The sequence below is a fragment of the uncultured Phascolarctobacterium sp. genome (genome assembly GCF_934190775.1).
GTDB lineage: Bacteria > Bacillota > Negativicutes > Acidaminococcales > Acidaminococcaceae > Phascolarctobacterium_A.
The window spans coordinates 49,141-68,893 of the sequence record NZ_CAKPTG010000012.1; the positions used below are offsets into that span (position 1 = coordinate 49,141).

The window sequence follows — 19,753 nt, forward strand, 5'->3', positions numbered from 1 at the left end:
TACCTATTAGTATACTATACTCTTATCTTTAATTCAAATTTCTTACAATATGAATGATATTTTCTTTCGATAGCTTCTGCAGCGTATAATAATTGGCCTGCATAGCGGCGGCAACCTTCTTTGCCAGGCCCAGCTTGATAAAACCGCTTTCCGTATCAATCACCACGGTGGTAATTTTCGCCTTGGCGATTTTTTCAGCAATACTGATTGCTGCAGCCACAGGATCCTTTTCGCCCTCGTGCACGGCATTCGCACGTCCGTCAGTTACAACGATAAGAATCGGCTCCAGCTCACTGTCACGCTTGTTCATCATTGCCAACGTCTGCAGCGACAGCGCCAGGCCGTCTGCCAACGGCGTTTTGCCACCGGTCGGCATTTCCGCCAGACGCTTCTGCGCTAAGTCAACGCTGCGGGTAATCGGCAGCAGCATATCCGCCTTATCGCGACGGAAGGCAATCATGCCTACGCGGTCACGCTTTTGATACGCCTCCTGCAGCATATAGAAGATAGCACCCTTAACAGCACGCATACGCTCGCGCGCACCCATAGAGCCGCTGGCATCCACCGCAAACAGGAAGGTGTTGCCGATACGTTTTTCGCGTACCTTCTGGCGTAAATCCTCCTCCTTGATGTTCAACGCGCAGCCGTTGTCCTCACGCAGGCGCTGATAAGGCGCTGCAGCACGGATGGTTGCGTCAAAGGCCAAATCCGTAACCTTGCTTTTAGGCTGCTCGGCGCGCACATAACGTCCCTGCTTCAGGTCAGTCTTCGTCACGCTGCGTTTGCCGCTGCCGCGGCGCACATTGCGGTCCTTGCCCAAATCCAGCAGCATCTTCGGCAGGCGGAAGCTTTTGTCGATATCGGCCAGTTGCTCCTCCGGTGCCAGATTACTGTCATTCTGCTCCTGCTGCTGCTCGTCCTCGTCGCTTTCGTCTTCCTCGTCCTCATCGTCAGAAGCATCGTCATCTTCTTCATCATCGCCGTTATCCAAGGGCGGTGGTGGCGGCAGCTGGTTATCGTCATTATTCTCGTCGTTATTATCATCGTCAGGATTATCTTCGTTATCCTGCTCATTTTCTTCTTCGCTTTGGTTTTCGTCCTGCTGCTCCTGCTCTTCAGGCTGCTGCTCGGGCGGTTTGCGCATACGGTGCGGCAGCACGAACTGTGCTGCCTCCTCCACGTCCTTCGGCAGCACATAAGCGCGCCCCGCCATGGCGGCGATAGCGCGCGCAGCCTCCAGCAGATAAATTTCCGCACGATGACCTGCGCAGAAGGCCTGCGAGCACAGCTGAGCAGCAAGCATCAGCATAGCATCGCTCACCTCTACCTGCGGCAGCAACTCACGCGCCGCCTGCACCTTCGCTGCCAGGGCAGCTGTTGCTTCCGCATACTGCTCGCAAAACGCAAGGGTATTGTTACTATATGCCAGGGCACGTTGGATAACCTCCACGCGCTGGCCGATATCCTGCAGCGCCTGCATATCGGCGTACATACCGAAGCGGTCCAGAATATGTCCGGGCAAAGTGCCCTCCTCCGGATTCATTGTAGCAATGACAGTCGTGCGCACCTCATGGCTGCAGCTGATGCCATCACGCTCCACATTGTTGATGCCTGCGCTGTTGGCATCCAGCGCTGCAGTAAGCAGCTCCTGACGCAGCAGATTAGCTTCATCAATATAAAGAATGTTATCTGTCGCACGCGCCAAAATGCCCGGTGAAAAACGTTTTTCGCCCAGGCTTACGGCAGCCTCCAGGTCGATGCTGCCAAAAAGCATATCCTCTGTTACGTTCAGCGGCAACGTCAACATCCTTTGCGCACCAATCAGGCTCTGCACACTGCGCGCCAGTACGGATTTTGCCGTACCCTTGGCACCGCCTATGAGCAGACCACCTGCTCTGCGGTTGACCAAAGCAATCAGCAAGGCCTTTTTAGCCTCCTCCTGCCCCACAACCGCAGTAAAAGGATAGAGATTATTTTTCAGCATAGTCACCGCTCCTCAGGCTTCGGCAGCCAAAAAGCTCTCTACTTTATTCCAATCAAGCTCGCCATCTTCAAACGGACGGCGACGCATACGGTGCGGCAGCACCAGCTTAGCAGCTTCCTTCAGGTCGTCAAGGTTAGCCTGCTTGCGGCCGTTAAAGGCAGCCAGTGTCAGCGCTGTCTTGATAACGGTAATATCAGCGCGGTGGCCATCTACGCCCAGCTCTACCGACAGCTTAGCCACGGTTTCCAACAGCTTGTCATCAATAGTTACCTCCGGCAGCAGCTTGCCGGCAGCGATAATTTTTTCTGCCAGCTCCTGTTGTTCCTCCTGATAGCCTGCAATGAAGCTTTCAGCATCGTTTTCATAAGCCAGACGGCGTTTGATTACCTCTACGCGCTGCAGCGGGTCATGCTCGCCGGTTACAACAACGCTCAAACCAAAGCGGTCCAAAAGCTGCGGGCGGATATCACCCTCTTCGGGATTCATAGTGCCAACCAGCACAAAACGTGCGGGATGGGAGTAGGAAACACCCTCGCGCTCAACGGTGTTTACGCCCATAGCAGCAGCGTCCAGCAGAACGTCAACAACATGGTCATCCAACAGGTTGATTTCGTCTACATATAAGATATTACGGTTAGCCTGCGCCAAAATACCGGGTTCAAACTTTTTCTCACCATGCTTAATCGCATGCTCAATATCCAAGGTGCCGACAACGCGGTCTTCGGTGGCGCTGACAGGCAGCTCAACTACGCGCATGTTGATGGTTTCCTCTGGCAAACTGCCTTCTGCCTGCAGCTTCGCAGTGCAGTCATCGCACAGTTGGCTGCTGTGCGGGTCACAGTGGAAGCGGCAGCCGTGCACAGCCGCCATCGGCGGCAGCAGCTCGGCGAGAGCGCGCACAGCGGTGGATTTTGCCGTGCCCTTTTCACCTTTAATCAAAACACCGCCCAGGGCCGGGTTGATAACATTCAAAATCAGGGACAGCTTCATTTCCTCCTGTCCTACAATCGCAGTAAAAGGATATACAGCAGTACGTTTCATTTATATTCCTCCGTTTATTAAAAAGAACTATCAATAAAATATGTATCTAATTATACAGTGTCTACTAGGTATACACGCAAGCGAATTAGGGAAATTTTTTATTCATCGCCGCGTTCTTCAATTTCTCCTTCAATATTCAGCAGCAGCTCCTGCAGCGACTGCTTTGTTTGCGGCTTAGCATTCCACAGCTGGCGCTGCTCCGCCTCCAGCAAAACCTCCGTCAGTCTGCGCAACGCCCAGGGATTAACCTCAGCAAACCATTTCTGCATATCTGTATCCAAGGCATATTTTTCCGCAAACTTTTCATACATCCAGTCCTCCATAACGGCGCTGGTAGCATCCCATTGGAAGCAGTTGTCAACATAGGTTGCCAAATCACCTGCTCCCTTATAGCCAAACTCCTTCATGCCCTGGATATATTTGGGATTAATCGCTTCACCGCGGAACAGGCGCTTAACCTCCTCCGCCAACGTACGAATCACAACATGCTGACGGTCGGAGCTGTCACTGCAATAGTTCTTCGGCATCTTACCGCTGAAATTGCGTACTGCAGCAATCATGCCGCCACGATAAGCGTTGTAATCATCGGAATTCAGCAGATTAGACTCGCGGTTATCAATATTGCTGACGGTAACCTCCAGCTTCGCCATACGATTAGTGAACAGCTGCGGCCTGTACTGACCTTTTTCGCCCTCGCCGTAAACATGTGCACCCCAACGCACATACACATCAGCAATATCGCCCAAATCATCCCAATTGCGGGAAGCCAAAAGTGCGCTCACGCCTGCACCATGCGCTCCCGGCGGGTCGCCGAAAATGCGGTAGGACGCCTGTCTCCAGGCCTGCTCCTTGTCCACGCCCTCGCTTTCCAACCGCTGAGATTCCTCCACCACATGCTTACGCACGAAGTTGTCCTCAAAGCTTTCGTCAAGCGCTGCCACCTGCTGTACTGCTTTATCCAGCCAGCAAACCGCTCCAGGCAGTGTATCACGGAACAGGCTGCTGATACGTCCGGTAACATCAACACGTGGACGCTTCAGCTCATCAAGCGGAATAATCTCGATGCCTGTCACCTTCAGCGTTCCCTTCTGCCAAACAGGACGCACGCCCATCAGGCGCATAAATTCCGCCATACACTGACCATTGGAGCGCATGTTATAGGTTGCCCACAGCAAAATACCAACACTTTCGGGATAACGGCCTTCCTCCGCCACAAACTTGTTGATTACATCCTCCGCCATCTGCGAACCGATCTTCCACGCTACGGGAGTAGGCAGCAGCTGCGGGTCAACGCCGTAAAAATTGCGTCCGGTCGGCAAGATCTCAGCACCGCCGCTCGTAGGCGCGCCGCCGGCGCTAGGCTCAATATATTCTGACTTCAGCGCACGGATGCAGTTGCTGCGTTCCCAGGTAGTATGCGCCAGGCTGGGATACAGCTTGTCGCAGATGAAGCCGGCGATTTTTATAATATCCTGCTGCACAGTCTCATCCCAACACTTTACGCACTCCAACGCCCGCAATTTATCTTCGTGGACTACGAAGCCATCATTTTGCAGCAGACGGATAATCTCCAAGCATTGGCCGTTAATTTTATCAAGCAGCATACCGTAGCTCAAAATACCGTCCGGCAACAGCTTACTGCTGTTGTCAATCAGCTCATAATAATCGTAGCCGTAGGCCTGTGCCAATGTTTTAGGCAGTGACGGCATATCGGGATTTTCCAAGCGCACCAACGCATAAAGATATTCCGTAAGCTTTTCGCCCTGCGGCGGATTGCCCATGATATGCAGGCCGGTAGTCATCTGCATATTCTTCAAATCCGTCAGATATGTATGCAGATGGCTGACGTAATCATCAAAATCGGCAGCATCCTCTTCACGCACCTCATCCGTAAGGTCGGCAGCAGCGGCCTTCTCCCTGATTTGTGCCATCGGCTCGCTCAAATCGGCATCCTTATCAGCCTTAAAGTGTACATATTCCTCCAAAGCCTTTTCCAGCTCCGCCAGCTCATCATACACGCCGCTAATACTCAGAGGTGCCGAAAGATAGCTGATGAGGCAGGCAGCACTGCGGCGTTTGGCCTGTATGCCCTCGCCCGTATCAACTACCCAATAGGGATAAACATTTGGCAAATCACCAGTACAGATATCGGGATAGCATTCATTGCCCATCGCCACGCCCTTGCCCGGAAGCCATTCCAAACTGCCATGCGTACCGATATGCATCATCGCATCTGCGCCCCAGATATCGCGCAGCCAATGATAAAAGCCTAAATAATGATGTGTCGGCGCGCAGTCGGGCGAATGGTAAATTTTGTCAGGATCCTCGCCAAAGCCACGCGGTGGCTGCATCGTAATAAAAATATTGCCGTTCATCGTTCCGGGAATCAGTAAAAAATCATCATAAAAGAAAACCTCGCCCGGGGCTTCTCCCCAATCGTTCGCCAGACGTTGCTGTACCTTTTCCGGCAACGTCCTGTAATAATCGCGGTATGCACTGACGAGCAGCTTGGCATCGGCATTATCAATCTGCTTTTCGCTCATGTAGTCCCTGTCATTCGTCGCACCGGCAATCAGCTCGTCAATAAACTCCTGTCTGTCCGCCGGAATATGGTCAATGACATAACCTGCATCACGCAAGTCCTGCAGCAGCAAACGCACGCTTTCAATACTGTCAATCGCCGCACAGCTGCCAATGTTGGAATTGGTCGACGGATGGTTGTGAAAAACAATAGCGATTTTCTTTTCGGCATTCGGCTTGATACGCAAAAGTGCCAGCTTTTTCGCCTTACGCACCAACATATTCATGCGCTCCGCAATCTCCTGCGTAACCTGCTTGCCCTCAGCATCACGCTCCACCGTAGTTACCGGGCAGCTATGGATAATACCGTCAAACTCCGGCAGACTCACACTGTACGCCACCTCTACGGCGCTCATGCCATCAAAGTTTTCGTACCATTCCTGATACGAACGATACAAGGTATAGGCCTGCAGTACCGTGATATTGAGCTTGGTCAAATCATCCAAGGCACAAGCGCGAATGCTGAACAAGGAAAATTTTATAGTGTTGATGAAAACATCGGCATAGCATTTGCCGTCCGCGCAAACGTACTTGCTTAAGGCTTCTTTAAAGCCGCCGCAGCCACTTGCGGCGTCAGGCGAGCTTGTAGAGAAGAAGCATAAGGCGTTGCACCCCAGCGCTTCAATCTCTCTGACTACCGCATCTGCAAAAACGGTATTGCCCCATAGCCAGTCACTGCGAAAGAAGACAACGGCCAGCGTAGGTCTGCCGTCCTTGCAAAAATCACGGCGATACTCATCCACATCATCATAAACCTTGGCTGCACGCGGATGATAAATACCATCCCACGGCAAAAGCTCAGGAGCAGGCGCATTACATGCTGCCTGCAAAAACTGCTGTGCCAACCACAGCCACAAATTCGTCCAGTTCTGCAGACCGCCGAATTTATAATAATCATTTATCCGCTTCAGCTCCTCCTCAGCCAGACCGCCGTGCAGTATATCCTCCGGATTACCGGTCATCAGATAGACGTGTTTCTTTTTGTTGGCTAGCAGATATGATGATGATTCCGACAGAAACTTGGTGCTAAGTCCTGTGCCCATCCAAGGGAAGATGACTACCTCCGCCTGCTGCATCTGCTTTTCCATATCCTTTGTCCACTCTGTATCGCTTGGGACATACAGCACTTGCCCCGCGACAGCTTCTTGCGTCTGCTGCGCCAGCTTCAATGCGTCCTGCATATAGGTTGCAGTCTGCTCCATATTGGTGAGAAATAAAATTTGTTGCATTCTTTCACCTCCGAAAATTATCGATACTCCTATTCTTTCATAAAAATGAGGACGAACAACCATCGCCCTCACAATAAAATAATATTACGCTATATAGTTCTCATACAGTCAAGCACTTTGGGTTTATTTGCTAATATCCCTTAAGAAAAACTTCCTCTTCATCAGTAAATATATTTCCATAAGCAAGATTGGCAATCTTCTTAATCGCCCATACGCAGTTTTGATTGGAAGCATATAAATACTTGTCCTTCAAATAGCAGACATGATTATTATTGACCGCCTCCAGATTAGCCAACGCAGGATCATCCAAAAATTCCTTTTTATACCCGTCCTTGTTATCATGCTTAAGCTCCCATGACAGTGAAAGCAGAAAGTAATCCGGGTTAGCACGTAGCATTATTTCTTTATCCATTAGCTGACCGTTGAGCACCCCTATCTCTGCAGGTGCATTTTTCACCCCGGCAAAGTGGCACATATCATCAAAAAAAGATCCCTTACCACCGTAATTATGGTTCATTTTAGAAACAAGCATCACACTTTTTGGTTTCACGCCAGCGCTATCCACCTTGTTTTTAATATAGTCGAGCTGTTTTTGCATTTTTTGCAACAGCTTGTCTGCATGCTCCTTTTCGCCGACAGCCTGACCTATATCCTGAATCTGCTTTTTAATTTCTTCCACATTATTCGCATTGCTCACAACATATACAGGTATTCCCATACCACGATAAGTCTGAATGCGGTTTTCTCCGGTGCTTTCACGGGCAATTATTAAATCCGGCTTGAGCGCCAGAACCTGCTCTGAAGAAAAATCATAATTTAATTTTGTAGGCTTTTTTATTGCCTCAGTACTTATGTAAGATACCGAAGCATCATACATTGATTTAGAAAGTGCAACAACACGCTCTTCATCAACAAGTCCCATTACAATATTATCCAGATTAAAATGTGTTGTCATAATCCGCTGGGGCTTTTGGGAAAATTTTATTACAGTCCCTTGCGAATCAACTACCTGATAGGCTGCTCCGCTTGTTTTTTCAACGTCCTGCTTTTGACAGCCTGCTGCACAAAATGCCAGCAGCAGTAAAAGCAGCAGTAAATTCTTCCACATAGTTTCACCTCATTTTTCTGTTATATGAAAAAGCAGGACGGAATGAATCCGCCCCACTTTTTCGGGAGTGTTAGCTGCCTTAATCTATCAGAAACTATACTCTACTCCTAATTCAAAGTTTCTGCCCGGTGCTGAGAACCATTTATCGTTAGGATTCAATTCATAGCTTGTCTCAGTATACATTCTATTAAATATATTGTTAACTCTACCAAAAATATTTATTGTTTTTGTCGGTTTGTAGTTAACAACACTATCCCAAACCCAATATGTTCTAAACGATTTACCAATTGTTTGGTTTTTAGATCTGTTCTGAGCTTTGCCAACGGTCAAACGACCTGCTAAATCTATATCAAATTTACTGCTTTTGTAATTCATACCTAAATTAAAGTTACTTCTTGGCATTGCACCATTTCTGTTAGGTGCTTTGCCGGCATCTGGCTTAATATATAAATAGTTATAACCAACATTAGCACTGAAACCATTTCCTAAGATTTTGTTTAATCTTAAAGAAGCACCTCTTGCATGTTCTTGAGCAATATTTACATATTGTCCTTTTGGATGAGTTGCAGTAGGTGTAGCATCATAAGCCATAGCATCATTTGAGTCGCGTTTAAAAACATTTAAGCTACCAGTAGTTGTATCATCAATAATGAAATTCATACCAGCTTCTAACGAGGTACCACGTTCTGCTCTTAAATCAGGATTACCATAAACAGCGCTATACAAATGAGCTATGTAAGGCGCTGTAAAGAAACGTTTATAACCAAAATAAGCATTAATTTTATCGCTAGGACTATAACCCAAAACAAAGCTAGGTGTATTCGCACGTCCGTATCTAGATTGGTCGTCCATTCTTAAGCCGCTAGTGAATTTCCATTTATCATTAAATGTCCATTCATCTTGCACAAAAAATGATTTGTTGCTAATTTTCACACCGCTTGTGTTAGCGGATTTATTTTTATACAAATTAACTTTATCCCTATAATAATCAATGCCACTTACTATAGTATGTTTACCATCTTTGTAAGTTAATTGATCACTAAAACCCTCTGTAGTAAAGTCATTGACTTTAAAATAATCCTTTTCCTGTCCCTTGTTTCTATTTCTAAAATAAGATAAGTTGTTTTCTAAATTATTATTAACTTTTTGATTATAAACAGTCTCAAAACGTGAATTATCTCTTGTACCAGGTGTAATATCAGGTGCACTCCAACCACTATTAGTGATAACATAATCAGATTTATATGTCATATAATTTACAAACAACTCTGCATTATCATTAAAACGTTTCCCTATTTTATATGTATTATTTGTAGCATCTAACTTATCTACAATTTTTCTACCCCATCCGTCTTTATAGTCTCCCGTACGTTTCTTTTGAGCAGAAATATTCCAATAAAACCCATCTTTACTACCACTATGCGAGAAGTTATATTGTTCTCTATCATAACTGCCTGTTATAGCCGTTATTTTACTTTTTGACTCACCATCTTTAATTTTTCTTGTGATAATATTAATAACACCACCTTGAGCATCAGAACCATACAAAGTAGACGCAGAACTCTTTAAAATTTCTACTTTTTCAACACCTTCCATATTGCTAATTTCGGCTAAAGCCATTTTTCCCGCAGTACCACAACTACCATTAATATTTGCGCGTTGTCCATCAATTAAAACAACAACATTAGAAGAGCCATTAATATAAAGGTTATTAGAAATAGAACCCTCTCCATTAGAACCATAATGTGCAATAAATACCCCAGGAATATCTCTCAAAGCTTGGCTAATATTGTCAAAATGACGTTCTTCTATCTGCTTGCGTGTAATTACTTGAATATTTGCATTTGCTTTAAATTCTTCTTCACTTGTGCGGCTTGCCGTAACAACCATTGTATCCAAAGAATATTCCGGCATACTGTCTGCAAAAGCAGCAGGCGTAACTCCACCCAATAAAACAGACAGCATCACTGTGCTGCCAAGATAATTGATCTTCTTCAAAATACTCATCCTTCCTTTACAGTCCATACTCAGCAATATAATTCACAAAAAAGCCTGCCATAACGCAGCCCCAGCAACTATGCTTCGTTAATTCTAAACAGTATAGTGTTCATACAGTCAAGCGTTTTATTAAATTATTTTTCTTACTAAGAGTAATTACGCTTTTATATAAAGAAACAGGACGGAATTAATCCGCCATACCTGACATTGCATACTAAATTATTATCTTCTCACATATCTCTGCTTGGAGCTTTTAGGCTTATCAATAAGCGTCAAAGCAATTTTGCCTTCATCAATCATCGGTTGTACAATTTGGGACATGGAATAATAAATTTTTAGCAACTATTCTAGCATTTTGCCAATTATTATGTAAACTCTGACGCAGTTTAGCAACTTTTTGGCAACTAGTCAACAAGTTTGGCAACTATTTGACAACATTAACAAAAAAAGTCGGCAAGCAGCATTTCACCGCTCACCGACGTCATTGATAATTTTATTCACTATATACAGCGTCCGCCAAGTCCTCCACAGCGTTGACAATATACTGCGACACGCACAATACATGCTTCGCCGGCACTGTATAGACCTTTCTGTTTTTCACTGCGTCCGTAGTCAGATAGCCGGGATTGTTCAACAGCTCCTCCTCCATCTGCTTCGGATCATGCTGGCCGTCATAATTCCAGCCTGCGAGCAAAAACACCTCCGGATTGAGCTGAACCACGGCCTCCTGATTGACGATACCAGGCTTATCATAATGCAGCTCCTCCAAGGCATTGCGCACCTGCGCATATCTGCAGACATCGTTAAACGAAGCCTCCGGACTGTAGTAGGCACCGTTGCTGCGCATAAAAACAATGCGCTTCTGCTTTTCTTTGGGAATGTTGCCAATTTTTTCCTGCACCTTTTTCAGATGCTCATTCATCGCAGTAACCATCATCTCGCCGCGTTCCTTTTCGCCCACAGCCTCGCCCAAGAGGCGTATGCACTGGCGCACATCTTCAAAGCTTTTGGGTGTTTTATAAACATAAACCTGCAGGTTCATATCGCGTAGCGACTGAATAACCTCCGGCTTAACAAAATCCGGTATCAATATTAAATCAGGGTGCAACGCCATAATTGCCTCCGAGCTTTGGCCATCTACTCTGCTGCCCACACTCTGCGCCCGCTCTACAATATTGGATATCCCCGGGTCGTCCACCAGACGTGAGAAGGCAGCAATGCGACTGCTTGGTACAAGGTCAATGAGGATTTCATCAGTGCTTATAGACATAGATATAATGCGCTGGGGTTTTTCTTTAAAATACAGCTTATGCCCCTGCGAATCCGTAACAGTATAGGCTGCAGTACTGTTCGATTTTGCCGTATTATCACTGCTGCAGCCTGCAACTATTAAAAGTAAACTCAGGCACAGCAGCAACGCTGTTATTAGCTTTTGATATTTTTGTTTTTGCATATTTTCTTCATCCTTTATTTTCCTTCAGTATAGCTATTATAGCACGAACAGTAGCTTTCGACATAAGCAAGTTATAGCAGTTTGGCATATGAAAAAGGCAGAACAGATTTTGCTCTGCTCCGCCTTTCTCATTGGAGTTAAGTGTATATGAATAAGGTTAGGGGCTGATTAGAAGCTTCTCTCATAAGTGAAGAGAACGCTGCGAGGCATTGTAACATACTCATAATTGTTAAGTGCATCATCTCTATCAAGCAGATTTGCAGCACTCAATCTCAAAGTATCTTTGGAAGTAGGCATATAGGATAAGGTCATAGAAAGGTCAACACTGTTCTTTAAGTGATGATCCTTGATTTTACTGCTACTATGAGCTGCATTATAATATGCTATTTCTCTATCAAGATATGTAAAGAGTCTGGTATTCCATACAAACTTACCCTTGTTGAAATCAGCTCCTAAGTTAAGAATATTCTTAGCGGTATCCTGAGACCATACTCCTTTAGAGCAAGCTTTCGGATTTTGCAAAGTCCAACCAATACTTGCTGTCCAGTTTTCGTCAAGCTTTTGCTTATAATTCAATTCCAAACCGGTATTTTCCCATTCATCACGGTTACGCATAATATTGTTATCGTTAGCATCTTTATCCCAGAAGAATTTATCTTTAATCTTCATATGGAACACATCAGCTGTAAATGCTGTTGTACCATCATCGACCTTATAACCTAATTCATAGGTCCAACCGGATTGCGGCTTCAAGGCGCTATTAATGGCATAATTTGAATTATAGTAGAAAGTACTATTAATAGCCGGCATCTCAAAAGATTTACCTACATTAAAGTAATAATTCGAAACAGTATTTGCTTTATAAACACCCTGCACCTGCGGTAACAGCTGGAAATCACTGTCATAATATTGATTACTGCCTATATAATATTCACGCAAACCAAGTATCAGTTCAAATGCATCACTGGTGTGCACATCCCAAGACTGGTATGCAGAAAAGCTGTTTCTGCCAGCCTTGTTAAATGCAGTTGTTTGAGTTTCCATGGATTCTCTATTGGCATTAACACCCAAAATTAAACTATCATTATTTTTCAAATTAAACTTTTTTTGCAAATCAAAGTTTGCATTATAGCCATCATACTTACTGTAAGAAGAACCTTTAAGTGGCAGGCAACTCAAATCCATTGTATTATAGCCTAAAACAGTTTTCCAACCAGTATCTTTGTTGTCATATGCTAATGCATAGCTATTATATGTGCTGTTATATTGTGATAATTTGTTCATCACCGGAACGAAGTTTTTGTAACTACCAGTTTGATATTTTACTTCACTATGGTTTCGTCCCCAGCTAAAGGTTAAATCTTTAGCTAATTGTGCATCAAGATAAAATTGGTCAGAAGATTTATCTTTTATATTGATTGCAGTACCTAAACCGGTATTACCCGGTATAACTGCATCATTGAAATCTTTATTCCATGTTTTCTTGTAACCTACATTCACCACATCCGTCTGAATGTTAGCGCCTGCAAGCTTTTTGTTACTGCCGATACCGCCAATAACACTACCCTTCACTTCACCTGTTTTTGCCGGTCTTTTAGTAATGATATTAATAACGCCGCCCATAGCTTGCGGACCATACAATACCGAGTTGGAACCTTTTACAATCTCGATTTTTTCAATTTGATCCATCGGAACTGTATTAAGCGTAGCATGATTCATATAGTTAGACGGATTACCGTTTACCAATACCAAGGTACCATCATCAATACCACGCACACGAATTCTTGACATCATTCCGCCGTAGTCGCCACCATCTTCCTGATAGGTATGGCAGTTTGCCTGAGATAATTCACGTACAGCTTGGAATACAGATTGATATCCGCTATCCTTCAATTCCTTTTGCGTAATTACAGTAACATTAGCAGGTGTATCTTGTACAGTTTTTTCTGTTCTGGTTGCAGTTACAACCATCGTGTCCAGCGCATATTCCTGAATATCTTCAGCAGCTAACGCCGTCCCCCCCCAGAGCACGCTTGTGCTCATGAGCATTGACATCAAAATAGCGTTACTTAAAACTTTTGCATTTTTCATTTACTCATACATCCTTTCTGAAGAACAGTTAGTTTTAGAACAGCTAGTCTTTCGTAGTCCTGTTCTATTACTAAACTTGTACTATCTTAAACTATATACTGTTCATACAGTCAAGGAAAAATTTTTCTACAAGCACCTATTCTCTTTTCTCCTCCTTCACTAACAGTCGAATAAATGTTATAATAGTCGTAATCATTATGCATTATATCGTGTTAAAAAAGATCAAGGTGATACATCATGAGCAAAAATCCAAAGCTATACTATACCGCAGGCGAGCTGGCAGAGCTCTTTGAGCTGCCGAAGCAGACCTTGCTTTACTACGATAAAATGGGTGTCCTGTCGCCGGAGTTTATTTCTGAAAACAACTATCGCCATTACTCCCTCAAGCAGTATTTAATCCTCGAAATCATCTTAAACATGCGTAAGCTGGGAATCCCCATCTCCAAAATCAAGGAATACCTTGCTGAGCGCAGCATTGACCGACTGCAGGCGCTTTTGCAGGCCAAGGACCGCGAATGTGAGGAGATTATCGCGCACAATGAAAAAATCCGCAAAAACATCCACGTTGTTTTTCAACAATTGGATAAAATCCGCGAAAGCCGGCTTGACCAGATAACTGTTACCTTCCGTCGCAGCAAGCGCTTTCTGTTAAGCACCGTACCGCCGGAATGCAGCGGTAACGACAGCATTAAAATTCTTGCCAAGCATAACCTGAAGGTTTTTTCCAAGGAGCACTTTAAGGAAAAGGCTGTCGGCTGGTTGGCAGACAAAGATGCCTTTCTAGCTGGTGAATACAGCCGTCCGCTGGCCTACTTTTCCAGCGTGAATCCCGATTATCACGGCAAAATGGAATGCTACACCCGCCCCGCCGGACTCTATATGACGCAACGCTTTCAGGGAACCTTCCGCAAGCATGTAAAAGAGCTGGCAGAGCTATTTAAAGCTTATATGCAACGCAATAAGCTGCATGCTGTAGACAATCTTTATATTATGCCATTGAAAAATCACTGGATGACACCTGAGCCTGAAGAATATATCTACCAGATTTCCCTGCGGGTTGAACCAGATGAAAATTAAAAACTGCACCAGCCTGTATCGTATTTGATGCTGGCTGGTGCAGTTTTTTAATCTTACGCTATTTACTTTACCCTTAAATGCTGCACTCCCTGCATAGCAAAGGCCTCGCCGTAGGCAGCATGGGCAATTTCCTGCACACCAAAGACAACGTCCTGTGAGCAATTATAGATATAACCCTCATTGGGATAAAACAGCTGCTTATCTTTAATAGCGCGCATAGTCTGCAGCGATGGATCCTCCAGGAATTCCTGATTATATTTCTTGATATCAAAATTGCCATGGTCATTATAAACCGGCATTATCAGCAAATCAGGATTTATCTTCACCAGCATTTCCTTCGTAACCTGCTGGCCGTTTTTGATTCCTGCAGCCGAAACACCGTTAATAACACCTGCTTCCTTGCACATATCGTCAAAGATACAGCCCTCGCCACCGTAGGAGCTCATCAGCGAAACAAGTACGATTTTCTTGGGTTGCTGCAGCTTAAGCGCCGCCACCTGCTGCTTCACCTGCGCCAGTCTGCTGTCCATCAGCTTCACCAGCTCTTCTCCCTTAGCATCGGCGTGCATGGCTTTAGCAATAGTGCGCACGTTATGCCTGACATCCTCAATAGTCGCCGGTCCCTTGAGCACGATGACATTCATGCCCAGGTTGCGCAAATTTTCGACGCGGTTCATGTCGCTCCAATCGTAGGCAAAGACTACGTCCGGCTTCAGCGCCAACACCTCTTCTGCCGAAGGTTTTTTGATTTTGTGCTGAATCTTTTTAGCCTGTTCTACAAGGTTGGAGCTTACCGGGTCATCGGCAAGATAATTGACGGCAACCAATTTATCTTCCATGCCCAAGCCCATAACTATGCCATCGCTGCTGAGCGCCAGCGTCAGTACCTTTTGCGGTGCCTGCTTAAACGTAGTCACTGTTCCGTGCTCGTCAGTCACAGTGTAGCTGCCGTCTGCGGCAGCGTCTTTATCGCCGCTGCCTTGTCCGCAGCCTGTGACTAAAAGCAGCAGCAACAGCAGTAAACAAAAAATTTTCTTCATGCTTCATGCCTCTATTCTCATCATTTTATTTCAGCAGTATTGACATATATGCGACAATACAACAATTTATATTATAAAGTATATAGCGCTATGATAGTCAAGAGTAAAGCAAAGCAAAAGAGAAAATAAACGCTTGTTTTTATTTCATTTGTATGTTATAATTATTTCAGTTGCATGGGTAGCCGTTTTCCAACGGAGGTCATGCCTGGTTGTGAGAACCAGTGGCGTTTGTCGAGCTTTCGGCAAACGCCTTTTTTTATATCTCTTCCTATTGCAAATTAAGCCAGTCCTACCATCTTATATATTTTTCATGACTTGTGTGTTATAATTAAAGGAGGAAAGTATGAGTTCCAAACAATACCCAGAAAGCCTCATCCGCAATCGCGAAAGGCTTATTGAAAAGGCCAAACAACTGAACCTATTCAGTGATGCAATGGCTAAAATGGTCTTTACTGATTCAGGTGCCTGCGAACATGTTTTACGTATCCTTTCCGGCATCGATTCACTGGTCATTAAGGAAAATCGTACTCAAATGGTCATTAACAAATTTGCATCCAAGGATATTATTATGGATGTTCTTGTAGAAGATGCAAACAATAAGCTCTACGAAATGGAAATTCAAAAAAGCGATGGTAAAATTGACCATGCCAGACGCTTGCTGTACTATTCTTCGAGCATCATTGGTAGCTATTTGCCAAAGGGCAAGGACAAAAAATATAAAAGCGTTCCCGATTTATATATGTTTTACATAACCGAGCCTGATATTTGGCATTTAGGTTGTACCTGTTACAATGTAACCAAGCGCCTTAATAATTTACCAATGACATACGATGATGGTCTGCATATGTATTACGTTAACGCAGAAGTTAATGATGGCTCTTCAATTGCCAAATTAATGCAGTATTTTAAGACTGCGGAAGCAAATGACTTAAGTCAGGGAAAATTATCTAAACATGTCAATTATCTAAAGTCTACAAAGGAGGGAAAAGCCGCCATGTGTGAATTTACTGAAAGAATTTTTAGCGAGGGTAAAGCTGAGGGTAGAGCTGAAGGTGAAGTTAGCGCCAACTACGCTGCAGCAAAACGTATGCTTTTAAAAGGAAACAATTCGCTTCAAGATATTGCGGAATTTACTAACCTGCCTTTGAGCAAGATTCAGGAATTGCAAGCAGAGCTTAATAATGTTTAAACATTAAATATGCATTTGTCTTTACTGCCGTGCGCTACGCGCACGGCTTTTTGTTTGCACTCTCCCTTCCCACACGTCAAAAAGGCGGCGCAGTGCGCCGCCTTAAGGGTTAAAATGTTATGTGGTTAGAAGGTGTATTCTGCGCCGATGATGAAGCGTCTGCCCTGTGCAGGATAGGAGTAGGTACCGCCATTAACGCCAGCACTTTCAGCATAAGCCTTGTTAAAGAGGTTGTAACCCTTAGCATAGAAGGAAAGGTCTTTCGTTGCTTTATATGCCACAGACATGTCCAAAGTCATGTATTTGCTGTCAACATAGGAACTCTTATCTGCGCCACTGCCGCCACGCAGGAACAAATCAGCATTCCACAGGTCATCGTGATAGCGAACACCAAAGCGATACATATTAGGAATATAGTTAGCATCACGAACATATCCACTACCATTATTATCATTTCTTACGCGTACATGAGTATAGGATGCTTCTAAATTCCAGTTATCGTTCAATTCATGGTTAATGCTTAATTCCATACCATTTTTCTTTTGTTTATTCACGTTTTCCGGATGCCATGCACCAGACTTGTTAGACCAAGCAATGGCATCTTCCAAATCACTTTGGAAATAACTGATATTAACATCAGTCTTATCAGCAATTCTGGTTCCATAACCAACAGTCCAGGTGTCACCTTTTTCGGGATTTAAGTCAGGATTACCAGTCATTCCTGGAACATTGTAATACAAGTCATCTAATGTAGGAGCCTTGAAAACCTGTCCCCAATTAAAATATGCATGACTGTTTTCATCAATTTTTTTGTTCAGTCCTGCACTCCAGGTAGTTTTGCTGCCTGCGGTACTATGCTTATCATAGCGTACGCCAGTATCCAAAGTCCAGCTAGGTATAAATTCCCATTGATCACTTACAAAAATAGCTTTATTGTTTATTTTTTCATTATATTTTGCAGCATAATTTCTGCCATCATTAGAAGCTTCGGCATTGCGGTAAGAAGCACCTACTACCAATTTATTATTTTCAGAAGCTGTAATGGCTTGCTGTACTTCAAAGCCCTTATCTTTTTCTTCAAGAGTACTGGAGCTCAAGAATTTATATTTATTATAATATAACTGAACATAACCGGCATCCTTATCCTTCAAGAGCCAATCATATTTCAAGCCAAAATTATTAGTTTTCTTGTCGGATTGAGTAGTAGCATAACCATAAGGAACATTTCCATCAGCTTTAGTGTAATTATATTCGAATTCCAAATTGCTGGTGTCTGTCAATTCTTGCGCAATCTTCAAGGAAACCTTTTCATTTTCATAATCAGAATCCTTGTTCCAACGTTTTGTAGTTTTATCAGCTACATCCTTATACTTATAATAGCCTTGCTTATATTTAGAAGCCGCAACCATAACACCGGTCTTGCCTTCTTTAACGGTGTACATAGCCTTTGCATCACGTGCCTGTTGAGAACCAAAGCCCATAGAAACTTTACCATAGCTGTGATCCATCTTCTTAGTGATGATATTAACTACACCGCCTACAGCATCACTACCGTAAAGCGCACCGCCATGACCTTTAATTACTTCAACACGTTCAATAAGACTGACATCCGGCAACATTTTCAAATCGTAGCTGCTTCTACCTGATGCTGCTCCCATATCAAAATTGACTCTCTTGCCATCTACTAATACTAAAACACGGTCATCGCCATTTAAAACTACTTTCTTTTCACCAGCGCCAACACCAGTGTCCAGCACATTCGCTCCCGGCACATCCTTCAGTACATCAGCTACATCCAGATAATGTCTGTCAGCAATTTTCTCTGCAGAAATAACGGTTGTATTTACAGGAACATCAACTATTTTGCTTTCGGTTCTGGTAGCCGTTACCACCATATCATCAAGCGCGAACTCCTGCAAATCCTCTGCTGCAAACGCTGTGCCCCCCCATACTACAGTTGTACCTGCAAGCAAGGACACCATTAAAGCATTACGTAAGCTTTGAACCTTTTTCATACTCTAAACCCACCTTCAAAAAAATTTATAGCAAACCATTCGCCTCTATACTTTCAAGACAGGCGCACGGCAAAGCTACCTTTCTCTCATCTATCAGTTTATCTGGTCAATATTCACTCGTCAACGGCTAGAACAAAAGTGTTATACCGCTATGAGTATTTTTTACTTACTTTATGTAGTGAACATCATAGGCAATCGACTGCACACGCTTGGCATCTGCATCATAATCAAAAAGCAGTACCGCAGGCTCGCCGCTGTAGGCCAGCTTCAGCTCGCCCTGGTCGATAACCACGCTTTGCCCCACACTCATATCCATCCACTCCGGCGAACCTGTCTGGTTGCAGACAATTATCGTCATATCAGTTACCTTAGATGCATGCAGCCAGGCGGGCAGCGGATTGCCGCACACCTGCGTCGGTGGCCAGGCAGCCATGTCAACAATTATTTCTGCACCCTGCGCCTTAGTGCCCTCGTAATATTCCGGGAACCACAGGTCAGCGCACACCAGCACTCCTGTCTGCAAGCCACTGCAGGGAAGCACAGTGAAGCTGTCGCCCTTGCGTGCCCAGGCCTCTGCTCCCAAGCACTCGCCAAAAAGCTTGCGATGACGGCCAATCAGCTCGCCATCCGGTCCGAAGACCAGGCAGCTATTAAAGTTCTTATCACTGGCTACATCATATTCGCTGCAGCCTAAAAAGAGAATAATGCTGTATTCACGGCACAAATTACGCAATGGTTCCAATTCAGGTGACGGCTGGGGTGCTACTACAGCGTTTTCATCTATACGATAAAAATAATATCCCTGTACTGCTACCTCCGGTGTTAATACCCAGTCCGCTCCCTGCTCCGCAGCAATACGCACTGCCTGCTCCAAGAGCTGCAGATTGCGTTCCTGCGGACCACAGCTGAGCTCTAAATGACATAAAGCAATTTTCATATACTGCCTCC

The 19,753-nt window shown here is 44.6% G+C and carries 12 protein-coding genes; 2 read left to right on the top strand and 10 right to left on the bottom strand.

From position 1 onward, the window contains the following. Nucleotides 1-28: 28 nt before the first annotated feature. The 7 genes from Q0G26_RS07690 to Q0G26_RS07720 all read right to left on the bottom strand — a co-directional run bounded on the left by Q0G26_RS07690 (nucleotide 29) and on the right by Q0G26_RS07720 (nucleotide 13,484). Nucleotides 29-1,984: a VWA domain-containing protein gene (locus Q0G26_RS07690; RefSeq protein ID WP_293829602.1), complete on the bottom strand. Its 1,956-nt coding sequence runs from the start codon at nucleotides 1,982-1,984 to the stop codon at nucleotides 29-31. Between the two features lie 12 nt (nucleotides 1,985-1,996). Further along, nucleotides 1,997-3,025 carry an AAA family ATPase gene (locus tag Q0G26_RS07695; protein WP_293829604.1) on the bottom strand — a complete coding sequence of 343 codons (1,029 nt, stop codon included), beginning with the start codon at nucleotides 3,023-3,025 and terminating at the stop codon, nucleotides 1,997-1,999. Nucleotides 3,026-3,123: 98 nt separating this feature from the next. Further along, complete coding sequence (gene cobN / locus Q0G26_RS07700; RefSeq protein WP_293829606.1) at nucleotides 3,124-6,834, bottom strand: cobaltochelatase subunit CobN; 3,711 nt, start codon at nucleotides 6,832-6,834, stop codon at nucleotides 3,124-3,126. Nucleotides 6,835-6,964: 130 nt separating this feature from the next. Beyond that, nucleotides 6,965-7,756: an ABC transporter substrate-binding protein gene (locus Q0G26_RS07705; RefSeq protein WP_293829607.1), complete on the bottom strand. Its 792-nt coding sequence runs from the start codon at nucleotides 7,754-7,756 to the stop codon at nucleotides 6,965-6,967. A gap of 273 nt (nucleotides 7,757-8,029) precedes the next feature. Beyond that, nucleotides 8,030-9,940: a TonB-dependent receptor gene (locus Q0G26_RS07710; RefSeq protein WP_293829609.1), complete on the bottom strand. Its 1,911-nt coding sequence runs from the start codon at nucleotides 9,938-9,940 to the stop codon at nucleotides 8,030-8,032. A gap of 493 nt (nucleotides 9,941-10,433) precedes the next feature. Beyond that, on the bottom strand, nucleotides 10,434-11,393 hold the full coding sequence (locus Q0G26_RS07715; protein WP_293829610.1) for an ABC transporter substrate-binding protein: 960 nt from the start codon (nucleotides 11,391-11,393) through the stop codon (nucleotides 10,434-10,436). Between the two features lie 168 nt (nucleotides 11,394-11,561). Then, complete coding sequence (locus Q0G26_RS07720) at nucleotides 11,562-13,484, bottom strand: TonB-dependent receptor (protein ID WP_293829611.1); 1,923 nt, start codon at nucleotides 13,482-13,484, stop codon at nucleotides 11,562-11,564. 237 nt (nucleotides 13,485-13,721) lie between these two features. Here Q0G26_RS07720 and Q0G26_RS07725 point away from each other — a divergent pair, with 237 nt between their 5' ends. Further along, nucleotides 13,722-14,561, top strand: a complete 840-nt coding sequence (locus Q0G26_RS07725; protein ID WP_293829612.1) for a MerR family transcriptional regulator — start codon at nucleotides 13,722-13,724, stop codon at nucleotides 14,559-14,561. A gap of 62 nt (nucleotides 14,562-14,623) precedes the next feature. On the opposite strand, the gene Q0G26_RS07730 is transcribed toward Q0G26_RS07725, so the two are convergent. After that, complete coding sequence (locus Q0G26_RS07730) at nucleotides 14,624-15,601, bottom strand: ABC transporter substrate-binding protein (RefSeq protein WP_293829613.1); 978 nt, start codon at nucleotides 15,599-15,601, stop codon at nucleotides 14,624-14,626. Between the two features lie 343 nt (nucleotides 15,602-15,944). On the opposite strand from Q0G26_RS07730, the gene Q0G26_RS07735 reads away from it, so the two are divergent. Further along, on the top strand, nucleotides 15,945-16,790 hold the full coding sequence (locus Q0G26_RS07735) for a PD-(D/E)XK nuclease family transposase (protein ID WP_293829614.1): 846 nt from the start codon (nucleotides 15,945-15,947) through the stop codon (nucleotides 16,788-16,790). Nucleotides 16,791-16,915: 125 nt separating this feature from the next. Here the strand turns inward: Q0G26_RS07735 and Q0G26_RS07740 are convergent, their stop codons facing one another. Beyond that, complete coding sequence (locus tag Q0G26_RS07740; protein WP_293829615.1) at nucleotides 16,916-18,805, bottom strand: TonB-dependent receptor; 1,890 nt, start codon at nucleotides 18,803-18,805, stop codon at nucleotides 16,916-16,918. Between the two features lie 166 nt (nucleotides 18,806-18,971). Continuing rightward, nucleotides 18,972-19,742, bottom strand: a complete 771-nt coding sequence (locus Q0G26_RS07745) for a carbon-nitrogen hydrolase family protein (protein ID WP_293829616.1) — start codon at nucleotides 19,740-19,742, stop codon at nucleotides 18,972-18,974. Nucleotides 19,743-19,753: the final 11 nt, after the last annotated feature.